We start from the raw sequence: 26,071 nt of genomic DNA, 5'->3' as shown, positions 1-26,071 counted from the left end.
GGGGTTCTAGCCCGACTACCGAAAGTACACGCTAACCCGTCCTGCGCAAAGAGGTGACCCGGTTTACCCCGTGCGCGCGTCGGCCTACTCTACGTAGAGTACGAGACTTTCCACACAGAAGTTGCGAGGTTCAAGATGCCCGACGCCGCGACCCGGACCGAACGAGTTCCCGTGGGGGTCGACCCGACCCGAGCCAGCATCGCGCGCGTGTACGACGCCTTCCTGCTGGGGAAGGACAACTACGAGATCGACCGGGAGGTCCTGCACAAGGTGCAGAAGGCCGCCCCGGAAGCTCAGGACCTCGCCTTCGAAAACCGCGGCTTCCTCATCCGCACCTGCCGCTTCCTCGCCAGCCAGACGGGCATCAGCCAGTTCCTCGACCTCGGCTCGGGCCTGCCGACGGCGGAGAACACCCACCAGGTCGTCCAGCGGATCAACCCGGAGACGAAGGTCGTCTACGTCGACAACGACCCCGTGGTCCTCGCGCACGGGCGGGCGCTGCTGGAAGAGAACGAGCACACCCACTTCGTCGCCGAAGACATCTTCGAGCCGCAGCGGATCCTGCAGAACGAGATCGTCCGCGAGCACATCGACTTCAGCCAGCCGCTGGTCCTGCTCCAGATGGGCACGCTGCACCACTTCAACGGCGACCCCGGCCGGCCCGCCGAGATCATGCGGGAGTACGTCGACGCGCTGCCGTCCGGCTCCTTCGTCGGCCTCAGCCACTTCTACGACCCCGAGAACGACGACTCCGAGACGGCGCGCCGCATGGAGGACTTCTTCCTGCACAGCCCGATGGGTTCCGGTTCCTTCCGGACGCAGAAGGAGATCGAAGAGCTGTTCCCCGGCCTCGACATGGTCCCGCCGGGCGTGGTCCGGTGCGCCGACTGGTGGCCGGACGGCCCGCGGCTCAAGGAGCTGAACGTCGCGCAGCGGACGATCGCCGGCGGCGTCGGCCGCAAGCCGTAGGGATCCCCGTCCGTCAGAGGCGGACGAGGGGGAGCCAGTGGGAGAGGTCGGCCCGGGTGCCCGACGCGGACACCCGGCCGTCCGCCACCGCAGTGGTCCAGTCCAGTCGGCCGGTGGCCAGTTCGAGCCACGTGCGCGGGTCGGTCTCGATCACGTTCGGCGGGGTGCCGCGGGTGTGCCGCGGCCCTTCCACGCACTGCACCGCCGCGAACGGCGGCACGCGGACTTCCACCGTGCGGCCCGGCGCGTCGGCTGCCAGCGCGCGCAGGCTGAGCCGGACCGCGGCGGCCAGTTCCGCTCGCGCCGGGTCGGGCGCGGCGCCTTGCAACCACGGCGAAACCGCCTGCACCGCCGCACGTAACTGTCCGGGGTCGACCGAACGCGAAGAGGCCATGGGCAAACAGTAGAGTGGCGCACCAAGAGTTTTCCGGCACACCCGAGAACGTGGGGATCACATGGCGCAGCGGGACGAGGCAGATCGGATGGTTTCGCAGCAGCCCACCGGAAGCGGGGCCGAACGCCCCGGCAAGCACAGCCGCGCGGCGCGGCGCAACGGGCAGCAGGCCCGGCGGTCCGGCAAGCACGGCACGCCCGAGATCACCGCGGAGATGCGGGCGAACGCCCGCGCCAACCCCGACAGCTGGCTCTACGTCATCGACGAGGCCTTCGACCCGAACGGGCCGGTCCCGTCGTGGGCGGTCGTCGGCGCCTACCCGGTGAACGGCGCCGGTGACGTGGTCTCGGACTTCCACCCCAACGACCGCTACCGGCCTTCACCCAAGGCGCTGGGTTTCCCGGAGCCGGCGAACGACCTCGAGCAGCTGCTGCAGCTCGTCCGCACCGAGCACCGCCCGCCGTCGGACCTGCCGAAGGTCGTCCTCGACTCGACGCTGTTCGTCTACGCGATGTCGCCGGTGCAGCGCACGGTCATCGGGTTCCACAACACGGACGGGCGGGTGATGGTGCCGGCGTACACCCGCAAGGCGCTGGTGCCGAGCGAGTGGCCGCACGCCCGCGCCGTGCTGGGCCGCGACATCGTCAGCCTGCTGGGTGGTCACCCGGTCGCGATCAACCCGCACGACCTCATCACGGCCGTCGTACCGGCCGAGCACCTCGTGCGGGCGATCGCCGACGAACAGCGTTGACCTGCGGTTTTAACCCCATCGAGTGAACACCCGAGTCGCCGGATCGGCGACTCGGGTGCATCGTGAGGCTGGATAAGACTCACGAGACGGGTGGGGAGCATGAGGGTGAGACGTCGTGCATTGCTTGCCTTCGCCGCCGCGGCCCTGCTCGTCCTCGGCCAGTCGCCGGCGACCGCGCAGGACATCTACGCGGGAGCCGAAGAGCACTTCGCGGGATCGCAGATCGCCAAGGTCGAAGGCGTCGGCGCGGTGCCCGGCGTGCTGTACGGGGCCGACGACCAGCAGCTCGGGCACGACGTCAGCGGGCACCAGGGTCCGGTCGACTGGCCGGGCGCGGCGCGCGGCGGCGCCAAGTTCGTCTACGTCAAGGCGACCGAGGGCACCGGCTTCGTCAACCCGCAGTTCGCGCAGCAGTACAACGGCTCGTACGACGCCGGCCTGATCCGCGGCGCGTACCACTTCGCGCGGCCGGACGTTTCCGACGGGGCGTCGCAGGCGCGATACTTCCTCGCCCACGGCGGCGGCTGGTCGGCCGACGGCCGGACCCTGCCCGGCGCGCTCGACGCGGAGTACAACCCGTACGGCGAAACCTGCTACGGCAAGGACGCGGCGGGCATGGTCCGCTGGATCAGCGACTTCTCCGAGACCTACCGCGCGGTGACCGGCCGCTACCCGACGATCTACACGTCGACGAGCTGGTGGAAGCGCTGCACCGCGAACAACGGCGGCTTCGGGGACAACCCGCTCTGGATCGCCCGCTACAACACCTACATCGGCGAGCTGCCCGCCGGCTGGGGCGTGCACACGATCTGGCAGTTCGCCGACCGCGGCACCCTGCCCGGCGACCAGAACTGGTTCAACGGCTCGGCCGAACGACTGCGCGCGCTCGCGCTGGGCTGAACGGCGCAGCCCACCAGTAATAGGTGTTAACCAGTCACCAATTGACGGTTGACCACCCGAGAAAATCACCCACGCGTATACCCAATTTCACGGAACTGAGTGACAAACCGGCTTCTCGTCCTCAACAATCGTGCCCGGGCGGCTACCTGCACATAGCCGCCCTCAGCGAGGGTTCTGTGAAGGGATTCCAGCATGTCCACTTCCCGAAGAAGGCGGCTGTTCGCCGCCCTTGCCGTCCCGGCCACGCTGCTCCTGCTCGGCAGCACGGCACAGGCGGCGACGTTCTCCCCCGAGGCCGATCCGGTCGCCGCGATCAACGCGGACATCGCACAGCACAACCACGAACTGGGCTCGCAGATCCGGCGCGTCGAAGGCGACAAGTCGACACCGGACTCGCAGAAAGCGGCGCAGCAGCCGCAGCCCGCCCAGGCGATCCCCAACCAGGTGCTGGCCACCGTCGCCGGCATGGACGTCGCCAGCTACCAGGGCAACGTCGACTGGGCGAGCTGGTGGAACCAGGGCAAGCGGTTCGTCTGGACCAAGGCCACGGAGAGCACCAGCTACACCAACCCGTACTTCGCGCAGCAGTACAACGGCTCCTACAACCAGGGCTTCATCCGCGGCGCGTACCACTTCGCCACCCCGAACACGGCGAGCGGCGCGGCGCAGGCCAGGTACTTCGTCGCCCACGGCGGCGGCTGGTCGAAGGACGGCAAGACCCTGCCCGGCGCGCTCGACATGGAGTACAACCCGTACGGCGCGACCTGCTACGGGCTGAGCAAGGCCGGGATGACGTCGTGGATCCTCGACTTCCACGACACCTACCACTCCCTCACCGGCCGGTACCCGGTGATCTACACGTCGACGAGCTGGTGGAGCAGCTGCGTGAGCGGTGACTTCTCCAGCACGGCCCCGCTGTGGGTCGCGCGGTACGCGTCGTCGGTGGGCACCCTGCCGTACAACTGGAGCTACTACACCGTCTGGCAGTACACCTCGAGCCCGCTCGACCAGGACACCTTCAACGGTGCCTACGACCGGCTCCAGGCACTCGCCGTCGGCTGACCCGCACCACCCGGCTCCCGGATCGTGACGACTTCGCGTCGGCACGGCCGGGAGCCGGTTTCATGCCGTACCGTCCGAGCTTGCAGAATCTGCTCACACGTCCTGGGGGAACCGCACGCGTCCACCGGACGTCGGAAAGCGGACGAACACCCAGCGCCCGGAAGGCATGAAAGATGACGTACCCGCCTCAGCCGGGCCAGCCCGGCCAGCCCGACCCGTACGGCCAGCAGCCGCAGTCCGGCGGCTTCCCGCAGCAGCCGTACCCGCAGCAGGGCGGGTGGGACCCCAACCAGCAGCAACAGCCGTACCCGACGCAGCAGTACCCGCAGGGCTGGGACCCGAGCCAGCAGCAGCAACAGCAGGGTTACCCGTCGGGCGGCTTCCCGGCGAGCCCGCAGCCGCAGTGGGGCGACCCCAACGCCCAGCAGCAGCAGTCGGCGTGGGCGGACCCGAACGCGCAGCAGTACGGCCAGCAGGCCTGGGACCCGAACCAGGGCGGCCAGATGTCCGGCTGGGACCCGAACCAGGGCGGGTACGCGCAGGGCTTCGGCGGGCCGCCGGCACCGCCGAAGAAGAGCAAGACCGGGATGTGGATCGCCGTCGGCGCCACCGTGGTCGTCGTGCTGGCGGCGCTGGGCGTCACCGGCTTCGTCGCGCCCGGGTTCTTCCTTTCGAAGGACGACAACACGAACGTCGCGGCGCCGCCGTCGTCGAGCACGTCCGCGAAGCCGACCGCGCCGAAGACGACCACGCCAAAGAAGACGACGACGCCGACCTCGAAGCCGCCGTCGAGCTCCGGCGCTTCGGACGCCAAGGCGGTCCTGCAGGGCTTCATCGACAAGCTGAACGGTGGCGACAAGGCCGGCGCGCTCGCACTGGGCTGCTCCGACTCGAAGGACCTGCTCGACTCGTGGCTCGACACGTTCCTCAAGCCGCCGCTGAAGCTGACGCTCGGCGAGGTGCCGGACGACGAGTACCTGGTCGAGGGCCAGGTGACCGGGACGTCCGCGGGCAAGAACGTCAAGGGCACGCTGAGCGCGACGAACTTCGACGACAAGGGTTTCTGCGTCAGCACCATGCTGGTTTCCTGAGCGGGTGAAGCTGTGGCGATCGCCGCTGGCGTGGACGTTCTTCGCGTCGCTGGTGCTGCTGCTCGGGGTCGGCGGCTGGTTGCTGACCGACCCCGCCACCAGCCGCAGTGACGCGCTGAAGACGGGCGGCCTCGCCGGCGGCGCGATCGTGGCGCTGTACGCGCTGTGGCTCAACGACCGGCGCCGCCGGGTCGAGGAAGGCCGCCAGGACATCGAGCGCCGGCGGCACGAACTCGAGGCGCAGCGCGCGGAACAGGACCGCGAGCGGGTGGCGGACGAGCGGTTCGCGAAGGCGGTCGAGCTGCTCGGCCACGCCGCCGACCAGGTACGGGTCGGCGCGCTGCACGCGCTGGCGGGGCTGGCGCGGAGCCGTCCGGAGTACACGCAGACGGTGCTGGACGTCCTGTGCTCCTACCTGCGGCGGCCGTTCGAGCACCCGCGGTACGACGGGGAACTGGACCGCAAGGAACGCGACGGCACCCGGGGCACACCCGAGCAGGAGCAAGAACTCCAGGTGCGTCTCACCGCACAGCGCCTGGTCAAGGATCTGCTTCCGGCCGCCGCCTCGCCGGACGCACCGGATTACTACCTCGACCTGACCGGCGCGGTCGTCGAATACCTCGATTTCGCCGGGCGCCGCATCGGCGGGCTGCTCCTGCGGTACGCGGCTTTGCACAGCAGCACCAACTTCAGCGGCTGCCGGTTCACGGGGAGCGTGTACTTCACGGCCGCGGGCACCGGCGCCGGGCGGCTCATCGGGTACTTCCGGTGCCGGGGGGCCGTTTTCGAGAGCCACGCCTGGTTCAGTGGGACGCACTTCGCCGAGCTGACCGAGTTCACCAACACGAAGTTCGCCGGGGAGACGACGTTCAAGGACGCGAAGTTCGGCAACGACGCGACCTTCGGCGGAGTTCAGGCGACGGGGTCGCTGGACCTGCGGCGGGCTTCCTTCGCCGGGCAGACCGACCTGCGGTTCGCTTCGCTGCCGGAGTCGGTATCGCTGTACAACACGCGGGTCCGGGCCGAGAAGGACGTGCAGCTGCCCGACGCTTGGGACGTCGAGGAACTCCACGACGGAGACCGGCGGATCATCGCCAAGCGCGGCTGAGCGGAGGGCACCGGCCGGAGCCGGCGCCCTCCGGGGGCTCAGTCGAACAGCGCCGGGAGGGCGCCTTCCCAGACCTCGCGCAGCTCGTCCAGCGTGAACTCCGTGATGCCCTGCAGCTCCAGCGTGCCCGACTCCGGGTCGACCACGCCGGTCTTGCGCCACGGCATCCCGCGCGCGGTCAGCATCTCCGTGAAGCGCAGCTCTTCCGTGCGCGGGACCGCAACCAGCACGCGGCCGGCCGACTCGGAGAACAGTTGGACGAACGGGTCCTGGCCGTCGTCGAGGAAGACCCGGGCGCCGCACTGTCCGATGAGGACGGTCTCGACCAAGGTCTGGATCAGGCCGCCGTCGGACAGGTCGTGCGCCGCCGAGATCATGCCGTCGCGGGAGCCCGCCACCAGGATCTCGCCCAGCAGCTTTTCGCGGGCCAGGTCGACGCGCGGGGGCACGCCGCCGAGGTGGCCGTGGAGCTCGCGGGCCCAGGCCGAGCCGTCCAGCTCGTCGTGCGTTTCGCCCAGCAGCAGCAGGGTTTCGCCGGCTTCCGCGCCGATGCCGGTCGGGATGCGGCGGGTGACGTCGTCGATCACGCCGAGGACGCCGATCACCGGGGTCGGCAGGATCGCCGTCGAACCGGTCTGGTTGAAGAAGCTCACGTTGCCGCCCGTGACCGGGATGCCGAGCTCGACGCAGCCGTCCGCGAGGCCGTGGACCGCCTGCTCGAACTGCCACATCACGCCCGGGTCGGTCGGCGCGCCGAAGTTCAGGCAGTCGGACACCGCGACCGGGGTCGCGCCGCCCGTCGCCACGTTGCGGTACGCCTCCGCCAGCGCCAGCTGCGCGCCGCGGTACGGGTCGAGGTAGACGAACTTGCTGTTGCAGTCCGTCGCGACCGAGACGCCGCGGCCGGACGACTCGTCGATCCGGATCATGCCGGAGTCCGACGGCTGCGAGAGCACGGAGTTGCCCCGCACGTACCGGTCGTACTGCGAGGTCACCCATTCCTTCGACGCCTGGTTGGGCGAGGCGATCAGCTTGAGCACGTCCGCGCGCAGTTCGTCCGGAGTGGACGGACGCGGGAGGTCCGCCGAGGTGTCGGCGATCAGAGCGTCCTGAAAGGACGGACGCTCGATCGGCCGGTCGTACACCGGGCCCTGGTGGGCCACCGTGTGCGCCGGGACGTCGACGACGACCTCGTCGTGCCAGGTGATGACCAGGTGCTCGCCGTCGGTGACCTCGCCGATGTCGGTGGCGATGACGTCCCACTTGCGGCAGACCGCCATGAACGCCTCGACGTTCTCCGGCGAGACGACCGCGCACATGCGCTCCTGCGACTCGCTCGAGAGCACCTCGGCGGGGGTCATCCCGGTGGCGCGCAACGGAACGCGGTCGAGGTAGATCTGCATGCCGCCGTCGCCGGCCGCGGCCAGCTCGGACGTCGCGCAGGACAGCCCGGCGCCGCCGAGGTCCTGGATGCCGACGACCAGCTTCTGCGCGAACAGCTCGAGGCAGCACTCGATGAGCACCTTCTCGGTGAACGGGTCGCCGACCTGGACGCTCGGGAGCTTCTTGCGCCCGCCCGACGATTCATCACCCGAAAAGGTGTCACTCGCCAGGACGGAAACGCCGCCGATGCCGTCGAGGCCGGTGCGCGCGCCGAACAGGATGATCTTGTTGCCGGTGCCGGACGCGAACGCGAGGTGCAGGTCTTCGACGCGCATCGCGCCGACGCACAGGGCGTTCACCAGCGGGTTGCCCGAGTAGGACGGGTCGAAGACGAGCTCGCCGCCGATGTTCGGCAGGCCGAGGCAGTTGCCGTAACCGCCGACGCCGGCGACGACGCCGGGCAGCACGCGCTTGGTGTCGGGGGCGTCGGCCGGGCCGAAGCGCAGCGCGTCGGCGACCGCTAGCGGCCGCGCGCCCATCGCCATGATGTCGCGGACGATGCCGCCGACGCCGGTCGCGGCGCCCTGGTACGGCTCCACATAGGACGGGTGGTTGTGGCTCTCCACCTTGAAGGTGACCGCCCAGCCCTCGCCGATGTCGACGACGCCCGCGTTTTCGCCGATGCCGGCCAGCATCTTGGCCTTCATCTCGTCGGTGGCGGTCTCCCCGAAGTACCGCAGGTGCTTCTTCGAGGACTTGTAGGAGCAGTGCTCGCTCCACATCACCGAGTACATGGCCAGCTCGGCGTCGGTGGGCCGGCGGCCGAGGATCTCCCGGATGCGGGCGTACTCGTCGTCGGCGAGGCCCAGTTCCCGATACGGCTGGGTGTGCTCCGGGGTCGCCCCGGCGCGCTCGGTGGTGTCAACGGTGCTGGTCACGGTGTCCGTGTCAGGGTTCGCCACGGCCGCCAGGATACGGGGCTCCCGGTGGCGCCCCGGACGGTGGTCCACCGAAAACCGGTTGCGTCCCCGGGCCGTCGGTGCAGGTGTGAGCCACCCGACACCTCGGGCCGCCGCGGGGCGGAAAATCGATCGCCTTCCGCTGGTCGGCGGCTTAACGTCGAGAATCGTGCTTTCCGCCACGTACCCCCTTCCGCCGCTGCGGCTGCCCGCGCGGCCGACCGCGAGCCGCTTCCTGCTCGCCGTCTTCCGGGCCCGGCTCGGGACGGCGCTGGGCGCGGCCGCGATCGGTGTCGTCTGGGCGCTGCCCGGTGCGCTGCTGCCGCTGGTCGTCGGCCAGGGCATCGGCGCCATCGGCGCGCACGACGGTGCCGCGGTCGGGCGCTGGGCGCTCGCGGCGGCCGTCCTCGGCCTGGTGCAGACGGTCTTCGGGACCTGGCTGCACTTCCTCAACTACGGCCTGTGGCTGCACGGCGCGGGCACCACGCAGCGGACCGTGTCGGCGCACACCACGCGCGTCGGCGCCGGCCTGCGCGAGCAGACGACCACCGGCAACCTCGTCGCCGTCAGCACCACCGACATCAACCACATCGGCAACACCGTCGAGATGACCGGGCGGGCGGTCGGCTCGCTGCTGGCGTTCGTCGTGGTCGCGGTGTGGCTGGTCTCGACGTCGCCGCTGCTGGGCGTGGTCGCGCTGGTCGGCGTGCCGGTCGCGGTGCTCGGCATCGGCCCGCTCCTCGCGCCGCTGCAGAAGCGCAAGGCGAAGCAGCGTGAGCAACGCGGGGACGTCAACGCGCTGGGCGCGGACATCGTGTCCGGCCTGCGGATCCTGCGGGGCATCGGCGGTGAGCGGCGGTTCTTCGCCCGCTTCCGCGAAACGAGCCAGCGGGTCCGGCGGGCCGGCGTCGAGGTCGGCAAGGCCGAGGCGTGGCTGGCCGCGGCGGAGATCGCGCTGCCCGGCCTGGTCACCGTGGTGATCACCTGGCTCGGCGCGCGGCTGGCCGTGGCCGGCTCGATCGACGTCGGGCAGCTGGTGGCGTTCTACGGCGTGTCCGCGTTCCTGATCTGGCCGGTCACGGCCGCGACGGAGGCGGTCGGCTCGATCACGTCCGGGCTGGTCGCGTCGCGGAAGATCGTGGCGCTGCTGGCGATCCGCCCGAAGCTGGCGGACCCGGAGACGCCGGTGCCGCTGCCCGAAGGGCCGCTGGAGCTGGTCGACACCGAGTCCGGCGTCCGGGTCGCGCCCGGCCGGCTGACCGTCGTGGACTTCGGCGCCGAAGGCGAAGCGGTGGCGGACCGGCTGGCCCGGTTCGCCGACCCGGCCGACGGCGAAGCGGTGCTGGTCGGCGGCGTTCGGGCGGACCAGGTCGCGCTCGCGGAGCTGCGGCGGCGGATCGTCTACGCGCACAACCAGGACATCTGGTTCTCCGGCGTGCTGCGCGAGCAGCTGGCGCCGGCGCGCGCGACCGGCGTCGGGAGCACCGAAGCGCTGTTCGCGGCCGACGCCGACGACATCGTGGCGGCGCTGCCCGACGGCGTCGAAGAGGTGATCGGCGAGCGCGGGCGCGAGGTGTCCGGCGGTCAGCGCCAGCGGCTGAACCTGGCCCGCGCGCTGGCGGCCGACGCCGACGTGCTGGTGCTCGACGAGCCGACGTCGGCGGTCGACGCGCACACGGAGGCCCGCATCACCGAGCGCGTCGCGGCCCTGCGGCGCGGCAAGACGACGGTGGTGTTCAGCCAGAGTCCCTTGTGGACACATGTGGCGGACGAAGTCTTCACGGCGAAAGGGGTGACGGTGTGAAGCGGCTACCCACGGCGTCCCGGCGGGACGTCCGCCGCTGGGCGCTGAAAACGGCGGCGATCCACAAACGCGAGTTCGGCCTGCTGCTGGGCTCGCTGGCGGTGGCCACCCTGATCGGGCTGGCCGGGCCGCAGCTGCTCGGCGCGCTCGTCGACGACGTCGCGGCCGGCACCACCACCGGGCACGTCGACGTCCTGGCGGCGGTGTTCGTCGCGATCCTGGTGCTGCAGGCGCTGGCGCGGAAGATCGCGCGGCTGCGCGGGGCGGTGTTCGGCGAGCTGGTGCTGGCCAACACGCGCGAGGACTTCGTCGAGACGGCGCTGCGGCTGCCGCTCGGCACCGTCGAAGCGGCGGGCACCGGCGACCTGCTCAGCCGCGCCACCACCGACCTCGGCCGGATCGACCACGCGGCGCGGTTCGCGGCGCCGGAGATCCTGGTCGCGGCGGTGACCGTGGTGTTCACCGTCGTCGCCATGGTCGTGACGTCGCCGCTGCTGGCGCTGGGCCTGCTGGTCGCGGTGCCGCTGCTGGTGCCGGTCAACGTCTGGTACCAGCGGCGGATCCCGGCCGTCATGCAGTGGATGCTGGACCGCTGGGCGGACCTGACCACGAGCGTGCACGAGACGGCGGAGGGCGCGCGCACGGTCGAGGCGCTCGGGCTGACCGACCGGCGGGTCGGCGCGGCGAACGACGCGCTGGAGCGCAGCATCTACGGCGAGCGCCGGATGCGGGCGCTGCAGCTGCGCTGGCTGCCGTCGCTGGAGATCAGCTACGTCGTCCCGCTGGCGGTCATGCTGCCGCTCGGGCTGCTCGCCTACACCCGGGGCTGGGCCGGGCTCGGCGAGATCACCACGATGCTGCTGTACATGCAGGCGATGGCGGCGCCGCTGAACGAGGCGCTGTTCTGGCTGGAGGACCTGCAGGTCGCGGCGGCCGCGGCACGCCGGATCCGCGGTGTCCACTCGGTGGCCGCCGAGGACACGCCGAAGGTGACGGACGTGCCGAGCGGCCGCGACATCGACGTGCACGACGTCCGGTTCGCCTACACCGCCGACCGCGAGGTGCTGCACGGCATCGACCTGCGGGTTCCGCGCGGCGAGCGGCTGGCGATCGTCGGGCCGTCCGGCGCGGGCAAGTCGACACTCGGCAGGCTGCTGGCGGGCATCGCGGCGCCGTCGTCGGGCTCGGTGCGGATCGGCGGCCAGGACGTCTCGGAACTGGCCGACGACGTCCTGCGCGGCGAGGTGCTGCTGCTGACCCAGGAACACCACGTGTTCTCCGGGACGCTGCGGCAGAACCTGGCGCTGCCGGCCCGCCGCTCGGGTGGCGACTGGACGGACGACGAGCTGCTGGCCGCGCTGGCCTCGGCGGGCGCGTCGGACTGGGTCGCGGCGCTGCCGTCCGGGCTGGACACGAAGCTGGGGTCCGGCGAGCACCCGGTGCCGGCGGCGATCGCGCAGCAGCTGGCGCTGGCCCGGGTGGTGCTGGCCGACCCGCACACGCTGGTGCTCGACGAGGCGACGTCGCTGCTGGACACGGGCTCGGCGCGGGACCTGGAGCGGTCGCTGAACAGCGTGCTGTCGGGGCGCACGGTGATCGCGATCGCCCACCGCCTGCACACGGCCGCGGCGGCCGACCGGGTCGCGGTCGTCGAGAACGGCCGCATCACGGAGCTGGGCCCGCACTCGGCCCTGCTGGAGGCAGGCGGCCCGTACGCGCGCCTGGTGGCGGCGGCTTCTTAGCGAGGAGTTCGTGATGACCGCGGCGGAGCGGGAAGAGTTCCTGAGCGGGGTGCAATCCGCGCGGCCGGCCGGTTGAGCCTGGTGGCGCAGGCTGTCGAACGACCAGAGCAAGACCTGAAGGGCCGCCGCCTCAACCGCGGCGGCGGTCCGGGCGTGTCAGCGGTGCCGGGGCACGCCCGGCCCGATCCGAGGAGAAGCCGCATGACTTCGACACGCCGAGCCCTGCGAACCGGGGTGGCCGCCGCCGGGATCGCGATCACCGCGGCGGCGCTGGTGGCCACGCCGGCCGCCGCGGGTACCTGGCCGAACGACAGCTTCGACCTGTGCCCGACAACCTGCGCACTGGGCGGCACCCTGGGCGGTGTCGCCTGGGGCAACCGGACCGCGACCGTGCAGGGCAGCATGACCGACATCGAAGGGTCCGGCACGACCGTCTACTTCGAGGCCTACGCCGGCTCGGTGAAGATCGACAGCACGACCCGGAGCACGCCCGCCGACACGACCGAGCCGTTCCACTTCACGATCGGCGACCCGGACCTCGTCGGTGGGTTCGACCGCCTCAAGATCCAGGTGTGCCAGGGCGGGCCCGACTGGTGCGGCAGGCCGGTCAACGCGGACCGCGACGGCGTGGCCGAGAAGCTGATCGGCAACTGAAGAGCGGGTGGGCGACGATCGTCGCCCACCCCGTTCGTCAGGCCTTGACCAGCGCGTCCACCGCGCTGAAGAACATGCCAAGGCCGTCGTCCGACGGGCCGGTCAGCGCGTCGATCGCGTGCTCCGGGTGCGGCATCAGGCCGACGACGCGGCCGTTCTCGCTGCGGATGCCCGCGATGTCGTTGCGGGAGCCGTTCGGGTTGCCGCCGACGTAGCGGAACACCACGCGGCCCTCGGCCTCGAGCTCGTCCAAAGTGGACTGCTCGGCCACATAGCAGCCGTCGATGTTCTTCATCGGGATGAGGATCTCGGCGCCCTCGTCGTAGCGCGTCGTCCACGCCGTCGAGGTGTTCTCCACCCGGAGCCACTGGTCGCGGCAGATGAAGTGGAGGCCCTGGTTGCGGATCATCGCGCCCGGCAGGAGGCCCGCCTCGCACAGGATCTGGAAGCCGTTGCAGATGCCGAGGACCGGCATGCCGCCGCGGGCCGCCTCGATGACCGGGGTCATCACCGGGGCGAAGCGGGCGATCACGCCCGCGCGCAGGTAGTCGCCGTACGAGAAGCCGCCCGGGACGACGACCGCGTCGACGTCGTGGAGGTTCTCGTCCGCGTGCCAGAGCGGGACCGCCTCGCCGCCGGCGTAGCGGACCGCGCGGGCCGCGTCGCCGTCGTCCAGGGTGCCCGGGAAGGTGATGACGCCGATGCGGGCGCTCACGCCTCCACCCGCTTGATGGTCCACTGCTCGATCACCGGGTTCGCGAGGAAGCCTTCGGCGATCTTCTCCAGCGTGGCGTCGTCGACCGTGTCGTCGACCTCGATCTCGAAGTGCTTGCCCTGGCGGATCTCCTTGATCCCGGTGAAGCCGAGGCGGCCGGCGGCGCCGAGCGCGGCCTGTCCCTGCGGGTCGAGGATTTCGGGCTTCGGCATGACGTCGACGACGACTCGGGCCACGGCAGGCTGCTCCTTATTCACGCAGGTCGTGGGTACCGGGCCAGCATAGTTGACCCCGATCGCCACCCTCGCGCCCAGGTGGCGAGGGCCACCGGAAAACCTAGACTGGCCCAGGGCGCGGCGCTGCGCCATGATGAGTCGTTGACATCTCGCCAACAGGAGGCACCGTGGCCGTCCAGGAGTCCTTCGACTACGTCATCGTCGGCGCCGGCAGCGCGGGCTGCGTGCTCGCCAACCGCCTGACCGAAGACCCGTCGGCGCAGGTCCTGCTGCTCGAAGCGGGCGGCGAGGACACCGCCGACGAGATCCACATCCCCGCCGCGTTCGCGTCGCTGTTCAAGACCAAGTGGGACTGGAACTACGAGACCGTCGAGCAGAAGCACACCGGCAAGACGGCCTACTGGCCGCGCGGGAAGGTGCTCGGCGGCTGCTCGTCGATCAACGCGATGATCTACATCCGCGGCAACCGCGCCGACTACGACGGTTGGCGCGATTCGCACGGCGCCGAGGGCTGGGGCTGGGACGACGTCCTGCCGTACTTCAAGCGCGCCGAGGGCAACCAGCGGCTCGGCGGGCCGCTGCACGGCACCGACGGCCCGCTGCACGTCGAGGACCGGCGGTTCACCCACGAGCTGTCGAGCGCCTGGGTCGACTCCGCCGTCGCGTGGGGCCTCAAGCGCACCGACGACTTCAACGGCGAGAGCCAGGAAGGCGCCGGCGTCTACCAGGTGACCTGCAAGAAGGGCCGTCGCTGGTCCACCGCGGACGCCTACCTGCGCCCCGCGCTCGAGCGGCCGAACCTCACCGTGAAGACGTCCTCGCCCGCGACCCGGATCGTCTTCGAAGGCACCCGCGCGATCGGCGTGTCCTATTTGGACAACGGCGTGGAGCGCACCGCGCACGCGTCCACCGAGGTGATCCTGAGCGGCGGCGCGGTCAACTCGCCGCAGCTGCTGATGGTCTCCGGCGTCGGGCCGGCCGAGCACCTGCGCGAACACGGCATCGACGTCGTCGCCGCGCTGCCCGGCGTCGGCGAGAACCTGCACGACCACCCCGCCTGCGGGATCATCTGGTCCACGCGCGGCACGACCGACCTGGTCGACGCGGCCACCCCGCGCGGTCTCGTCCGCTACCAGCTGACCAAGCGCGGGCCGCTGGCGTCCAACATCGGCGAGGCGGGCGCGTTCTTCCCGACCACGGACGGCCTGCCCGCGCCGGACATGCAGATCCACGTGGCGCCGACGTTGTTCTACGACAACGGCATGCGCGAACCGACGGTCCCCGGCTTCACGTCGGCGGCGACGCTGGTGGACGTCGCGAGCCGCGGCCGGCTGCGGCTGAAGTCGGCGAACCCGTTGTGGAAGCCGGAAATCGACCCGGCGTACTACGCGGAGCCGAAGGACATGGAGACGATGATCGCCGGGCTGCGGGCGCTGATCGACATCGGGAAGTCGGGACCGCTCAAGCGGTTCCTCGACCAGCCGTTCCTGCCCGCGCGGCACGACCTGACCGATTCCGAGCTGGCCGACCACATCCGCGAGAACACGCAGACGCTCTACCACCCGGTCGGGACCTGCTCGATCGGGTCGGTGGTCGACCCGCAGCTGCGCGTGAACGGCGTCGAAGGCCTGCGCGTGGTCGACGCGTCCGTGATGCCCGTGGTGCCGCGGGGCAACACGAACGCGCCGACCGTCATGGTCGCGGAGAAGGCCGCGGACCTGATCCGGGGCCGCCAGACCTCGTGAGTGTTTAGTCGGGTTCTAACCCGACTAAACACTCACGAGGGGGTCAGCGCTTGCCGTGCAGGATGGTCACCAGCTTGGCGACCAGCGCGTCCGTCGATTCCTTGCGGGTGAACGACGTCAGCGTCAGCGGCGCGGTGAACCGCTGGCGCGCGATCGCCTTCGTGCGGGCGAACTCGCGCAGCCCCTCCGGGCCGTGGATGCGGCCGAAGCCGGAGTCGCCGACCCCGCCGAACGGCAGGGAAGCGATGCCCGCGAACGACAGCGGCGCGTTGATCGCCGTCATGCCCGTGCGCAGCTTCTCGGCCAGCTCGACGCCGCGGGACTTCGAGAACACCGTCGAGCCCAGGCCGTACTTCGTGCTGTTCGCCTTCTCGACGGCTTCGTCCATGTCGCGGACCTTCGCGATCGTCACGGTCGGGCCGAACGTCTCTTCGGTGACCGCCTCGGAGTCCTCCGGGACGTCGATCAGCACGGTCGGCTGCGCGTAGCGGTCGCCGACCGCGTCCTCGCCGCCGAGGACGGCCTTGCCGCCGCGGGCCAGCGCGTCCTGGATGTGGCGCTTGATCACGCCGAGCTGCGAGGGCATCGTGACCGGGCCGTACTGCGCGCCGTCGTCCGAACCCGCGCGCACGTCCTTCGACTTCTCGACGACCTTCGCGACGAACGCGTCGTGCACCTTTTCGTGGACGTAGACGCGCTCGACGCCGATGCAGGTCTGGCCGGAGTTGGAGAACGCGCCCCACACCGTGGCGTCGGCCGCGGCGTCGAGGTCGGCGTCCGCGTCGACCAGCACCGGGTCCTTGCCGCCCGCCTCGATGACGACCGGGGTGAGCGTCTCGGCGGCCGCGGCCATGATCCGCTTGCCGGTCGCGGTCGAGCCGGTGAACGCGATCTTGTCGACGCCGGCGCCGACCAACGCCGCGCCGGTCTCGCCGAAGCCGGTGATCAGCTGCAGCACCGGCTGCTCCGGGACGATCTCGGCGAACGCGTCGACCAGCCACTTCCCGACGCCGGGGGTGTACTCGCTGGGCTTGAAGACGACCGCGTTGCCCGCCGCGAGCGCGTAGGCGATCGAGCCGAGCGGGGTGAACACCGGGTAGTTCCACGGGCCGATCACGCCGACCACGCCCAGCGGCTGGTACTCGACGGTGGCGGCCTGGTTCGACATCAGCAGCCCGGCCGAGCGCTTCTGCTTGCCGAGGATCTTCTTCGCGTTCTTGCCCGCCCAGGCGATGTGCTCGATGGCCAGCACGCTCTCGAGCTGCGCGTCGGCGATCGGCTTGCCGGTCTCGTCGCGGACCACCTGGCACAGCTGCGGCAGCCGCCGCGTCAGCACGCCCTTCCAGCTCTTCAGCCGCTCGGCGCGCCCGGCGAAGCCGAGCCCTTCCCACCACTTCGCGGCGACGCGCGCTCGCTCGACGGCCGCGGCGACGTCTTCCGCCGTGTGGATCGGGTAGGTTCCGACCACCTCGTCGGTCGCCGGGCTGAGCGAGTCGAAGGTTTCGCCGACCGACGTCGGCTTCGGCTGGACGGCGGTCATCGGCGTCTCCCGTGGGTCGAGGGTCAGCCCAGGTTACGACGTTACTGACACTGTGCCAATAGCTCGCGCGGGCTTCCGCACCAGCATTCCACCGGCGATCGCCGCGGCAAAGGCACCGAACAGCGGGGCGAGCCACAGCGGCAGCGCGCCGACCGCCAGCGAACCCAGCCCGAATCCGCACGCCTGCACGGTGAAGCTCAGCGAGAACCCCGCTGACCTGCGGTTCTTCGGCAGCAGCCGCTGGAGGTTGACGGAGGTGGCGGCGACCAGCGGCCCGGTGCACCCGCCGATCAGCGCGATCGACGCGAGCAACCCCGGCCAGCCGAGGTCCGCCGCGAGGGTGACCCCGCCGACGACGAACCCGCCGAGGAACAGCCGCGGGTCGCCGGTCTTGCCGCGCCACGCGTAGAGCGCGCTGCCCAGGATGCTCGCCCCGCTCAGCACGGCGATGACCACCGGCGCGGCCGTCGACGGCGCGCCGAGGCGCTGCACCAGCGGCAGCGGCGCGACCTCGATCGTCGAGAGCAGCAACCCGACGGTGAACGCGCAGCACAGCCACGGCAGGTACGTACGGAGTCCGGCAGGCGGGACGTCGGCGGCGGATTCCACCCGATCGGGCACAACCGCGCGGCGCGGGACGAGCGCGGCGGCGGCCACGCAAGCGACGGCCATGGCGGCGACCGGCACGACCGGGCCGGCCAGGTCGAGCACCGCGACCAGCGCCGGACCACCGATCAGCACGCCTTCGAGGATCATCGCGTCGACGGAGATCGCCCGCGGCAGCAGCTCATCGTCCACCGTGTCGGCCAGCAGCGTCCGGAAGCCGCCGGACAGCGCGCCGGCCGAGATCCCGGGCAGCACCACGAGCCCGACGAGCACCGGCGTGGGCGCGTCGGCGGCCAGGGCCAGCGCGGTGAACCCGGCGGCGGTGAAGAGCAGCAGCGCCGTCAGGCCGCGGGACGGTCCGACGCGGTCGAGCAGCCGCCCGACCGGCACGGCACCGGCCATCTCGGCGGCGACGAAGACCGACATGAGCACGCCACCCAGCCGGTACGACCCGGTCGTGGCCGTCGTGAGCAGGGTGAACGCGAGCGGCGCCATGGTCGACGGCAGCCGGGCGAACTGGACGCCCGCCGACCAGCGCCAGTAGGCGCGATGGGTGAACAACGACATGGCACCACGCTCTCCCGCGGCGATCTTGCGGCACACTCATTCGGGTGGGGACGAATCAGCGATGATCGAACTCGTCTTGACCGCGGCCGGGAGCCAGCGCGTCCGGTTCGCGATTTCGCCGTTGGAAGAGGTGCTCGGCGCCGTCCAGACGCTGCTCGGCGTCCGCGCGCACCCCGCGCACCCGCCGTGGCTGTCCGAGCTGCCCGACGTGCCCGAGCTGGCCGCGGTGCTGAGCGCGCGGCACTACATCACCGAGTTCCTGAGCCCGCCGCCCGACGGTCCGGAGACGACGGCCGCGGCGCAGCTGCGGGCCGTGCGCGCGACGCCGCCGTCCCAGGTGGCGCTGGAGCTGGGAATGGTCGACGCGGACCTCTCGCGGCTGCCCGCCGACCCGGCGGCCGCGCGCGACCTGCTCGCCGACCAGCTCGAGACGGTGTGGCACACGCTGCTCGCCCCGGAGTGGCCCCGCCTGCGCGAACTGCTGGCGGCGGACATCGCGTTCCGCACGCGGCAGCTGGGTTCGGGCGGCATCGCGGCGATGTTCTCGGAACTGCACCCGCGCGTGCGGCTCTCGGGGACGTCGGTGCTGGTCGACGTCCGGGCCCGCGAGCGGCTGGAGATCGATTCACGCGGGTTGCTGCTGATCCCGGCGGTGTTCGCGTGGCCGAACGTCGGGGTGGTGACGGTCCCGCCGTGGCAGATTTCGGTGCTGTACCCGGCCCGCGGGGTCGCTTCGCTGTGGACGTCACCGGCGGCGTTGCCGGAGGCACTGGCCGAGGTCCTCGGCCGTACCCGGGCGCTGTTGCTGGCGACGCTGGACCGCCCGGCGGCGACGACCGAGCTGGCGACCCGCCACGGACTGGCGCCGGCCACGGTGTCGGCGCACTTGACGGCGTTGCGTGGGGCGGGATTGCTGGCTTCGGAGCGGCGCGGGCACCGGGTGCTGTACCGGCGGACGGAACTCGGCGACGCCTTGCTCACCGGGAAGCTGTGACTAGGCTGGAATCGTCAACGTGCGAAGGAGAACCATCGATGCGTATCGTCCATTTCGGACACGCCTGCCTGCTCCTGGAGACCGGCTCCGAGCGGATCCTGATCGACCCCGGCGCGTTCTCCACCGGCTTCGAAGGTGAGCGGGAGCTGTCCGCCGTGCTGGTCACGCACCAGCACTTCGACCACCTCGACGTCGAGAAGCTGCCGAAAATCCTGGAAGCCAACCCGGACGCGAAGCTGATCGTCGATCCCGGGTCCGCCGAAGCCGTGCAGAAGCTGGGCGTCCAGTTCGACGTCGCCAACGTCGGGGACGCCTTCGCGGTCGGGGACACGTCCGTCAAGGCGGTCGGCGGGGAGCACGCCGTCATCCACTCCGACATCCCCGTGATCCCCAACATCGGGTACGTCTTCGACGACGGTGCGTTCTTCCACCCCGGTGACTCGTTCTTCGTGCCCGAGCAGAAGATCGACGTGCTGGGGCTGCCCACCGGGGCGCCGTGGCTGAAGGCCGGGGAAGCCGTCGACTACCTGCGGGCCGTCGCGCCGCGGGTGGCCGTGCCGATCCACGAGGCCGTGCTCGCCAATCCGGCCATGCACTACGGGCTGTTCGGGAACCTCGCGCCCGAAGGGACCGAGGTCAAGGTGCTCGACCGGGCCGAGCCCGCGAAGTTCTAGGCCGCGACCGTCCGCAACGACCCGTACGTGGCGCCGAACGCGCGGTTCTCCAGTGCCACGTCGACGGCGTCGAGCAGTGCCTGGCGGAGGCCGGGGCGGGTGAGGTCCGCGGCTTCCGCCCCCAGCCGGACCAGCCCGCCCCGGCGGGCCGCGCGGGCCGCCGCCAGTACCAGTGCGAAGCAGCGCACAGTCTCCGTGCGGTGCGACTGGCTCGTGAACTCACTCACGCGGGCGCGGCGCACCTCGCCGGTGACGAGGTCGCGCACCGCGCCGAGGTCGGCGCACAGCCGGAAGCCGTGCTCGGCCAGTGCCTGCAGCGTGCCCTGGGACACGACCCAGCGCGGCGGGGCGAAGCCGTCGACGTCGAGGCCGGCGGTGTCCAGCAACGCCTTCGCCGCGATCAGCCGGAGCCGGGCTTCGTGCGCCGGCAGCGTCGCGAACTCCGCCTTCTTGCCCAGGTACACCGTGCGGTGGGTGGGCGTGACGGTGTGGTCGTAACCGTGCAGCAGCACGGAATCACCGCGGCGGGCGCGGGTGCGCACCCACTCCGTCACCGGGCCTTCGCCGGTGCGCGCGGCGTACAGCAGCGACAACGGCACTTTCCGGCGGTCGAGTTCCGCCGCGAGGTCGGCGCACCGGTGCAGCGTGCGCGGGGTGATTCCCGACAGCGAAACCAGCAAGCGAGCGTCCACGCCACCATTGGGACGCACGCGTCTGACAGTCCCGTGAACTGCGCGAGACGGGTGGGCGACCGTTGCCGGAAGGGTCAGACGCCTTCACGCAGGAGCCGCGCGGCCATCGCGATCCGCCCACGCAGATCGGGGTCGGCGACCTGACCGTCGGCGACGTCGGCGCGGGAAACCGGGATCCGGGCGCACGCCTCGTCGACGATCTTCGCGCCCGCGTACGTCAGCACCTTGCGCAGCGAGTCGTGCGCGTCCCGGCCGCCGGTCGGTGCCGCGATCGAGGACGCGTTGATCCACGCCACCGGCTTGCCGTAGATCTCGCCGCCGCCGACCGTCCAGTCCAGGAGGTTCTTGAACGAGCCCGGCAGCCCGCCCGCGTACTCCGGCGTGCAGATCAGGATCGCGTCGGCGGCCTTGATCGATTGCCGGAGCGACGCGACCGCCGGGTGCAGCGGGTCGCGGTCGTCATCGGGGTTGAAGTGCGGCAGGTCGCCGAGGCCGGTGTACGTCTGGCTCGCGGTGAGCGTCGCGACGGTCCCCAGCACCGCCGCATTGCCCGAGCCGGCTCGCAGGCTGCCGCAGATCAGCAGGATCACGCGGCCAGTCTGCCAGGGAAAGCCCGGTGATGCGGTGGTACGCCTCGATGTACCGGTCGCGCGTGGCGGTCACCACCGCCGGCGGCAGCGGCGGCAGCGCGGACACGCAGTCCCAGCCCGACGACGGCCCGACCAGCCAGTCGCGTACGTGCTGCTTGTCGATCGACCGCCGCGGGCGGCCGGGCGGGTGGCCGCCGTCGAGCCAGTAGCGCGCCGAATCCGGGGTCAGCAGCTCGTCCGCGAGCACCAGCCCGCCGGTCGCCCCGATGCCGAACTCGAACTTCGTGTCCGCGAGCAGCAGGCCCTGTTCCTCGGCCCGTGCGGCGCCCCGGCGGTACAGCTCCAGCGACGCCTCGCGGACCTCCTCGGCGAGCGCACGGCCGAGGACCGCCGCGAAGGTGTCGAAGTCGATGTTCTCGTCCGGTTCGCCGGGCCGTGCCTTGGTGGACGGCGTGAAGATCGGCTCCGGCAGCCGGGCCGACTCGGGCAGCCCGGCCGGCAGCCCCAGCCCGCAGACCGCGCCCGAGCGGCGGTAATCCGCGTACCCGCGGCCGGTCAGGTACCCGCGGACGACCGCCTCCACCGGCAGCATGTCGAGCCGCTCGACCAGCAACCCCCGGCCGCGGAAGGCGGCGGGCACGAGCGGCCCGTCCGAGGCCACCAGGTGGTTCGGCAGGACGTCGGCGAGCTCGCGGAACCAGAACGCGCTCATCGCGGTGAGCACCCGGCCCTTGTCCGGGACGGGGGTGGGGAAAACGCGCTCGAAGGCCGAGATGCGGTCGGACGCGACGACCAGCAGGTGGTCGTCGCCCACGGCGTAGAGGTCGCGGACCTTGCCGGTGGCGAGGGTGGGGAGGGGTGTCACGCGCTGAACCCTAACGGGCACCCTCCGCCACCATGGATGATGCTGGCATGGCGTACGACTGGATCTCGGTGACCACCGACTACGGCCTGCGCGACGGCTTCGTGGCGGCCTGCCACGGCGTGATCGCCCGGCTCGCGCCCGCCGTCCGCGTCATCGACGTGACGCACGAGGTACCACCCCAGGACATCCGGCACGGGGCGATGGCGCTGGCCCAGACGGCGCCGTTCCTGCCGCCGTCGGTGCACGTCGCCGTCGTCGACCCGGGCGTCGGCACCACCCGGCTCGGCGTGGTCGTGGTCGCCGGGGACGGGCTGCTGGTCGGGCCGGACAACGGCCTCTTGCTGCCGGCCGCGCAGGCGCTGGGCGGCGTCCTGGCGGCGTACGAGCTGGCCGAGCCGTCGCTGCGGCTGCCGGTCACGTCGGCGACGTTCCACGGGCGGGACGTCTTCGCCCCCGCCGCCGCGCACCTGGCGCTGGGGGTCGAGCCCTCGGCGTTCGGCGACCCGGTCACCGACCTGGTGTCGATGCCGGAGCCGTTCGTCGCGGCCTTCCCCGGGAAGCTCGTGTCGGAGGTGCTGACGGTCGACCACTTCGGCAACGTCCAGCTCGCCGCGACCCCGGCCGATCTCGAGCTGTCCGGGCTGGCCGGCGCGGTTTCCGTGCACAGCGAGCGGGTCGCGGTGACGACCGTGGTCGGCCGGACGTTCGCGGACGTCCCCGCCGGCGCCAGCGTCCTCTACACCGACTCGGCCGGGCGGCTCGCGGTCGCCGTCAACGGCGGTTCGGCGGCCGCGGTGCTGGGACTCGGACCCGCCCAGGAGTGCACGATCACCTCGTCGCCCACGGCCAGCTGACCCGGGCGCCGCACGGCGGCCTTCATCCCGAAGACCACGCCGCCGTCGGCGTGCCGCCGGTAGGCCGCCAGCGTCCGGATCGGCTCGGGGCCGGCCTTCTCGCCGGTCTCCTGGTCGACCATCGGCACCGTGCAGCGCACGCATTGCTTGGCGTAGCCGAACTCCGCGGTGCCCGCGGTCATCGCGCGGACTTCGTCTTCGGTGTGCGGCTCGAGCCAGCCGGAGACGACGACGTTGGGGCGGAAGCGGTCCATCGGCACGGGTTCGCCGCCGCGTTCGAGGATGCGGGCGTTCAGTCCGTCCAAAGAGGACTCGGAGGCGACGAGGAGCGCGTGCCCGTCGGCGAACGCGGCCGTGCCCGGGGTTTCGCCGCTGGTGACGCGTTCGTGGTCCGGCGCGACGCCGATCAGCACCGACGGCAGCCCGAGCAGGTCCGAGAACCACGCGGCCGCGGCGTCGCCCTGGTGGATGCCTTCGCCCTGCCAGGAGAACGTCGAACCGGGGTGGCGGGGGCCGTCGCGGCGGATCTCGAGTTCGAGGTCGCCGTGGCCCGGCGCGGACAGCTTCAGCCGGTGCCCGAGCACCTGCGGCCGGACCGCGGCCAGCACCGGGTAGCGGCGCTGGCTGCGGAAGTCGCCGTCCGGCGCGACGACCTGGAACACGCGGTCGTGCGCCAGCCCGGCCGGGGTCACTTCGGCGGACGGCACCGAAGTGCCGGCACACCCCTTGACCGGGTAGTACGTCAGCCGCGCGATCCTCGCCATGCCCGCAGGCTACCCGCGCCCGCCCGCACCAAGCCCCCGGTTTTGCGCGGTGCCGGGGTCGTGAGTGTTTAGTCGGGTTAGAACCCGCCTAAACACTCACGACCACCCGCGCCGCGCCTAAAGGACTTGGGACAGGAAGCGTTGGAGGCGGGGGCTCTGGGGGTCGTCGAAGAGCTGGGCCGGCGGGCCCTGCTCCACGATCTTGCCCGCGTCCATGAACGCCACCTCGTCGGCGACGCTCCTGGCGAACCCCATCTCGTGGGTGACCACGATCAGCGTCAAGCCCCGCGAAGCCAGCCCGGCCATCAGGTTCAGCACGCCCTTGACCAGCTCGGGGTCGAGCGCGCTGGTGGCCTCGTCGAAGAGCATCACCTCGGGGTCCATGGCCAGCGCCCGCGCGATCGCGACGCGCTGCTGCTGACCACCCGAAAGCGCGCTCGGCCGGTACGGCGCCTTGTCCGCGAGGCCGACCTCGGCGAGGCGGGCGCGGGCGATCTCCGCCGCTTCCTCCTTGCCGATCTTCTTCACGCTGCGCAGCGGCAGCACGATGTTGTCCAGCACGCTCCGGTGGCCGAAGAGGTTGAAGTGCTGGAACACCATGCCGACGCGCTGGCGCAGCGCGTCCGGGTCGGCCTTGATCACGGACTCGCCGTCGAGCAGCAGATCACCGGAATCGGGCTCCTGCAAGCGGTTCACGCACCGCAGGAGCGTCGACTTGCCGGAGCCGGACGGCCCGATCACGCACGTCGTCTTGCCACTGGGCACCTTGAGGTCGACCCCGCGCAGGACTTCCAGCGTGCCGAAGCTGACGTGGATGTCCCGCAGTTCCACACTGGACGTTCGCACCGCCGTCGTCACCACGTGCTCACCCTCCCCCCGGGACCGATCTCCACCGGATCGGTGTCGTCCGGGTCGTCGACCCGGACCTTGCGCCCGGTACGGAGCTTCTTGTCGATGTAGTTGACCAGGTGCGTCAGCGGCACGGTGATCACCAGGAAGAACACCCCGGCGGCGACCAGCGGCGAGAGGTTGCCGGTGTTGGCCGCGAGGTCCTGGCCGATCCGGAACAGCTCGCGCTGCCCGGACAGCAGCCCGAGCACGTAGACGAGGCTGGAGTCCTTGACCAGCGCGATGAACTGGTTCACCAGCGCGGGCAGTACCCGCCGGACGCCCTGCGGGATGATCACCAGCAGCATCGACTTGGTGTAGCTCATCCCCAGCGCCCGCGCGGCCTCCATCTGGCCCTTGTCGACGCTCTGGATGCCGGACCGGAAGATCTCGCCGATGTAGGCGGCGGCGATCAAAGACAGCGCCAGGATGCCCATCGGGTACGGGTTCGTGCCGACGACGTCCCGCGCGAGCGTGCCGAGCCCCTGGCCGATCAGCAGGATCGTCAGGATGGCGGGCAGCCCGCGGAAGACGTCGGTGTAGATCCGCGCGGGCCACCGCAGCCACCACTTGGTGGACAGGCCCATCACGGCCAGCACCATGCCGAGCACGGTGCCGATCAGCGCCGAGGACACCGACAGCACGAGCGTGTTGAGCAACCCGGTCTTCAGCAGGTCGGGCAGGACCTGCGTGATGTAGTCCCAGTTCAGGAACGTGTTGATAAAATCGTCCATTGTGGACTACTGCCCCGCCTTGAACTCCGCGGGCACGGGCGCGGTGGGCTCGAACTGGTCGTGCACCTTGACCCAGGTGCCGTCCGCGATGACCTTCTTGAGGCCGTCGTTGATCTTGGCGATCAGGTCGTTGTTGCCCTTCTTGAACGCGAACCCGTGCGGGATGGTCGTGGTGATCGCCTTGGTCACCTTGAGCTTCGCGTCCGCGTTGTTCTTCGCGTAGTCCTCGGCGGTGGCCTGGTCGAACACCGCGCCGTCGATCGCGCCGGTCTTGAGCGCGTTGAGGGCGGCCGCATCGTTCGGGAAGCGGACGGCCTGCGCGGTCGGCGCGTTCGAGCCGAGCCAGGTGTCGGAGACCGTGCCCTGGACGACGCCGATCCGCTTGCCCGCCAACGAGTTCTCGTCGGTGATGCCGGCGGTCTCCTTGGCCTCGATGCCGAGCGACTGGTAGTTGTACGGCGCGGAGAAGTCGACGGTCTTCTTGCGGGCCTCGGTCTGGGAGATCGCCGAGCTGCCGATGTCGAACGTGCCGTTCGCGACCTGGCCGAGCAGCGCCGAGAACTCCGTCGCGGCGAACTCCAGCTTCAGGCCTTCCTTGGCCGCGATGGCCTTGAGCAGCTCGTTGTCGAAACCGGTGTAGTTGCCGTTCTCCTGGTAGGCGTTCGGCTTCGAGTCGCTCAGCGTGCCGACCCGCAGGGTCTTGCCGTCACCGCTGTCCGAGCCGCCGCCGCACGCCGTGAGCGCCGCCAGCAAGGTCGCGGTGAGCGCCGTGACCAGTGTCTTCTTCATG

At 71.2% G+C, this 26,071-nt stretch carries 26 protein-coding genes; 13 read left to right on the top strand and 13 right to left on the bottom strand.

Features of this window, described 5'->3' with window-relative positions; translation table 11 throughout:
* Nucleotides 1-171 precede the first annotated feature (171 nt).
* Nucleotides 172-969 (top strand): SAM-dependent methyltransferase, encoded by a 798-nt coding sequence (locus tag SD460_RS08060; RefSeq protein ID WP_290050537.1) that lies wholly within the window; start codon nt 172-174, stop codon nt 967-969.
* Between the two features lie 13 nt (nt 970-982).
* Here the strand turns inward: SD460_RS08060 and SD460_RS08055 are convergent, their stop codons facing one another.
* Nucleotides 983-1,363 carry a sterol carrier family protein gene (locus SD460_RS08055; protein ID WP_290050535.1) on the bottom strand — a complete coding sequence of 127 codons (381 nt, stop codon included), beginning with the start codon at nt 1,361-1,363 and terminating at the stop codon, nt 983-985.
* A 61-nt stretch (nt 1,364-1,424) separates the two neighbouring features.
* Between SD460_RS08055 and SD460_RS08050 the strand changes: the two genes are divergently transcribed.
* From SD460_RS08050 to SD460_RS08030, 5 genes are all read left to right on the top strand, one after another.
* Nucleotides 1,425-2,114: a type VII secretion system-associated protein gene (locus SD460_RS08050; RefSeq protein ID WP_290050533.1), complete on the top strand. Its 690-nt coding sequence runs from the start codon at nt 1,425-1,427 to the stop codon at nt 2,112-2,114.
* Between the two features lie 99 nt (nt 2,115-2,213).
* Entirely contained in the window at nt 2,214-3,014 is an 801-nt protein-coding gene (locus SD460_RS08045; protein ID WP_290050531.1) for a lysozyme, read from the top strand.
* A gap of 192 nt (nt 3,015-3,206) precedes the next feature.
* A complete protein-coding gene (locus SD460_RS08040; RefSeq protein WP_290050530.1) occupies nt 3,207-4,076 on the top strand; it encodes a lysozyme in 870 nt (289 codons plus the stop codon).
* A 173-nt stretch (nt 4,077-4,249) separates the two neighbouring features.
* Nucleotides 4,250-5,167, top strand: coding sequence for a hypothetical protein (locus SD460_RS08035; RefSeq protein WP_290050529.1), 918 nt, complete (start codon nt 4,250-4,252; stop codon nt 5,165-5,167).
* 4 nt (nt 5,168-5,171) lie between these two features.
* On the top strand, nt 5,172-6,275 hold the full coding sequence (locus SD460_RS08030) for a pentapeptide repeat-containing protein (protein ID WP_290050528.1): 1,104 nt from the start codon (nt 5,172-5,174) through the stop codon (nt 6,273-6,275).
* A gap of 38 nt (nt 6,276-6,313) precedes the next feature.
* On the opposite strand, the gene purL is transcribed toward SD460_RS08030, so the two are convergent.
* Nucleotides 6,314-8,620 (bottom strand): phosphoribosylformylglycinamidine synthase subunit PurL, encoded by a 2,307-nt coding sequence (purL, locus tag SD460_RS08025; protein ID WP_438860544.1) that lies wholly within the window; start codon nt 8,618-8,620, stop codon nt 6,314-6,316.
* Between the two features lie 166 nt (nt 8,621-8,786).
* Here purL and SD460_RS08020 point away from each other — a divergent pair, with 166 nt between their 5' ends.
* The 3 genes from SD460_RS08020 (at nt 8,787) to SD460_RS08010 (ending at nt 12,817) form a co-directional block, all read left to right on the top strand.
* A complete protein-coding gene (locus tag SD460_RS08020) occupies nt 8,787-10,421 on the top strand; it encodes an ABC transporter transmembrane domain-containing protein (protein WP_318306030.1) in 1,635 nt (544 codons plus the stop codon).
* The gene (locus tag SD460_RS08015; RefSeq protein WP_290050526.1) at nt 10,418-12,163 is read left to right on the top strand and encodes an ABC transporter ATP-binding protein; all 1,746 of its coding nucleotides are present in this window, start codon (nt 10,418-10,420) and stop codon (nt 12,161-12,163) included. The genes SD460_RS08020 and SD460_RS08015 overlap by 4 nt, the downstream gene beginning before the upstream one ends.
* Nucleotides 12,164-12,364: 201 nt before the next feature.
* Complete coding sequence (locus tag SD460_RS08010; protein WP_290050525.1) at nt 12,365-12,817, top strand: hypothetical protein; 453 nt, start codon at nt 12,365-12,367, stop codon at nt 12,815-12,817.
* A 37-nt stretch (nt 12,818-12,854) separates the two neighbouring features.
* On the opposite strand, the gene purQ is transcribed toward SD460_RS08010, so the two are convergent.
* Complete coding sequence (purQ, locus tag SD460_RS08005; protein ID WP_290050524.1) at nt 12,855-13,532, bottom strand: phosphoribosylformylglycinamidine synthase subunit PurQ; 678 nt, start codon at nt 13,530-13,532, stop codon at nt 12,855-12,857.
* Nucleotides 13,529-13,768: a phosphoribosylformylglycinamidine synthase subunit PurS gene (gene purS / locus SD460_RS08000; protein WP_086861396.1), complete on the bottom strand. Its 240-nt coding sequence runs from the start codon at nt 13,766-13,768 to the stop codon at nt 13,529-13,531. The genes purQ and purS overlap by 4 nt, the downstream gene beginning before the upstream one ends.
* 167 nt (nt 13,769-13,935) lie before the next feature.
* Between purS and SD460_RS07995 the strand changes: the two genes are divergently transcribed.
* Entirely contained in the window at nt 13,936-15,513 is a 1,578-nt protein-coding gene (locus SD460_RS07995; RefSeq protein ID WP_290050519.1) for a GMC family oxidoreductase, read from the top strand.
* A gap of 43 nt (nt 15,514-15,556) precedes the next feature.
* Here the strand turns inward: SD460_RS07995 and SD460_RS07990 are convergent, their stop codons facing one another.
* Complete coding sequence (locus tag SD460_RS07990) at nt 15,557-17,053, bottom strand: aldehyde dehydrogenase family protein (RefSeq protein WP_318306029.1); 1,497 nt, start codon at nt 17,051-17,053, stop codon at nt 15,557-15,559.
* A 33-nt stretch (nt 17,054-17,086) separates the two neighbouring features.
* Nucleotides 17,087-18,226, bottom strand: a complete 1,140-nt coding sequence (locus SD460_RS07985) for an MFS transporter (RefSeq protein WP_290050517.1) — start codon at nt 18,224-18,226, stop codon at nt 17,087-17,089.
* Nucleotides 18,227-18,287: 61 nt separating this feature from the next.
* Between SD460_RS07985 and SD460_RS07980 the strand changes: the two genes are divergently transcribed.
* The gene (locus SD460_RS07980) at nt 18,288-19,220 is read left to right on the top strand and encodes an ArsR/SmtB family transcription factor (RefSeq protein WP_290050516.1); all 933 of its coding nucleotides are present in this window, start codon (nt 18,288-18,290) and stop codon (nt 19,218-19,220) included.
* A gap of 38 nt (nt 19,221-19,258) precedes the next feature.
* Nucleotides 19,259-19,894 (top strand): MBL fold metallo-hydrolase, encoded by a 636-nt coding sequence (locus tag SD460_RS07975; protein ID WP_290050514.1) that lies wholly within the window; start codon nt 19,259-19,261, stop codon nt 19,892-19,894.
* Here SD460_RS07975 and SD460_RS07970 read toward each other — a convergent pair.
* From SD460_RS07970 to SD460_RS07960, 3 genes are all read right to left on the bottom strand, one after another.
* Nucleotides 19,891-20,586: a DUF2334 domain-containing protein gene (locus SD460_RS07970; protein ID WP_290050512.1), complete on the bottom strand. Its 696-nt coding sequence runs from the start codon at nt 20,584-20,586 to the stop codon at nt 19,891-19,893. The genes SD460_RS07975 and SD460_RS07970 overlap by 4 nt on opposite strands.
* 74 nt (nt 20,587-20,660) lie before the next feature.
* Nucleotides 20,661-21,125: an NADPH-dependent FMN reductase gene (locus SD460_RS07965; protein WP_290050510.1), complete on the bottom strand. Its 465-nt coding sequence runs from the start codon at nt 21,123-21,125 to the stop codon at nt 20,661-20,663.
* Nucleotides 21,046-22,041 carry a phosphoribosylaminoimidazolesuccinocarboxamide synthase gene (locus SD460_RS07960; RefSeq protein ID WP_318306028.1) on the bottom strand — a complete coding sequence of 332 codons (996 nt, stop codon included), beginning with the start codon at nt 22,039-22,041 and terminating at the stop codon, nt 21,046-21,048. The genes SD460_RS07965 and SD460_RS07960 overlap by 80 nt, the downstream gene beginning before the upstream one ends.
* Before the next feature lie 47 nt (nt 22,042-22,088).
* Here SD460_RS07960 and SD460_RS07955 point away from each other — a divergent pair, with 47 nt between their 5' ends.
* Complete coding sequence (locus tag SD460_RS07955) at nt 22,089-22,895, top strand: SAM hydrolase/SAM-dependent halogenase family protein (RefSeq protein WP_318306549.1); 807 nt, start codon at nt 22,089-22,091, stop codon at nt 22,893-22,895.
* Here SD460_RS07955 and SD460_RS07950 read toward each other — a convergent pair.
* The 4 genes from SD460_RS07950 to SD460_RS07935 all read right to left on the bottom strand — a co-directional run bounded on the left by SD460_RS07950 (nt 22,778) and on the right by SD460_RS07935 (nt 26,070).
* A complete protein-coding gene (locus SD460_RS07950) occupies nt 22,778-23,659 on the bottom strand; it encodes an MOSC domain-containing protein (protein WP_290050506.1) in 882 nt (293 codons plus the stop codon). The genes SD460_RS07955 and SD460_RS07950 overlap by 118 nt on opposite strands.
* Before the next feature lie 117 nt (nt 23,660-23,776).
* The gene (locus tag SD460_RS07945) at nt 23,777-24,517 is read right to left on the bottom strand and encodes an amino acid ABC transporter ATP-binding protein (protein WP_290050559.1); all 741 of its coding nucleotides are present in this window, start codon (nt 24,515-24,517) and stop codon (nt 23,777-23,779) included.
* Nucleotides 24,514-25,281, bottom strand: coding sequence for an amino acid ABC transporter permease (locus tag SD460_RS07940; RefSeq protein WP_290050504.1), 768 nt, complete (start codon nt 25,279-25,281; stop codon nt 24,514-24,516). Before SD460_RS07940 ends, SD460_RS07945 begins: the two co-directional genes overlap by 4 nt.
* Nucleotides 25,282-25,287: 6 nt before the next feature.
* Nucleotides 25,288-26,070 (bottom strand): ABC transporter substrate-binding protein, encoded by a 783-nt coding sequence (locus tag SD460_RS07935; RefSeq protein WP_290050503.1) that lies wholly within the window; start codon nt 26,068-26,070, stop codon nt 25,288-25,290.
* Nucleotide 26,071 lies beyond the last annotated feature (1 nt).

This window comes from Amycolatopsis solani, assembly GCF_033441515.1.
Lineage (GTDB): Bacteria > Actinomycetota > Actinomycetes > Mycobacteriales > Pseudonocardiaceae > Amycolatopsis > Amycolatopsis solani.
This window is presented reverse-complemented; position numbering and strand designations above follow the sequence as displayed.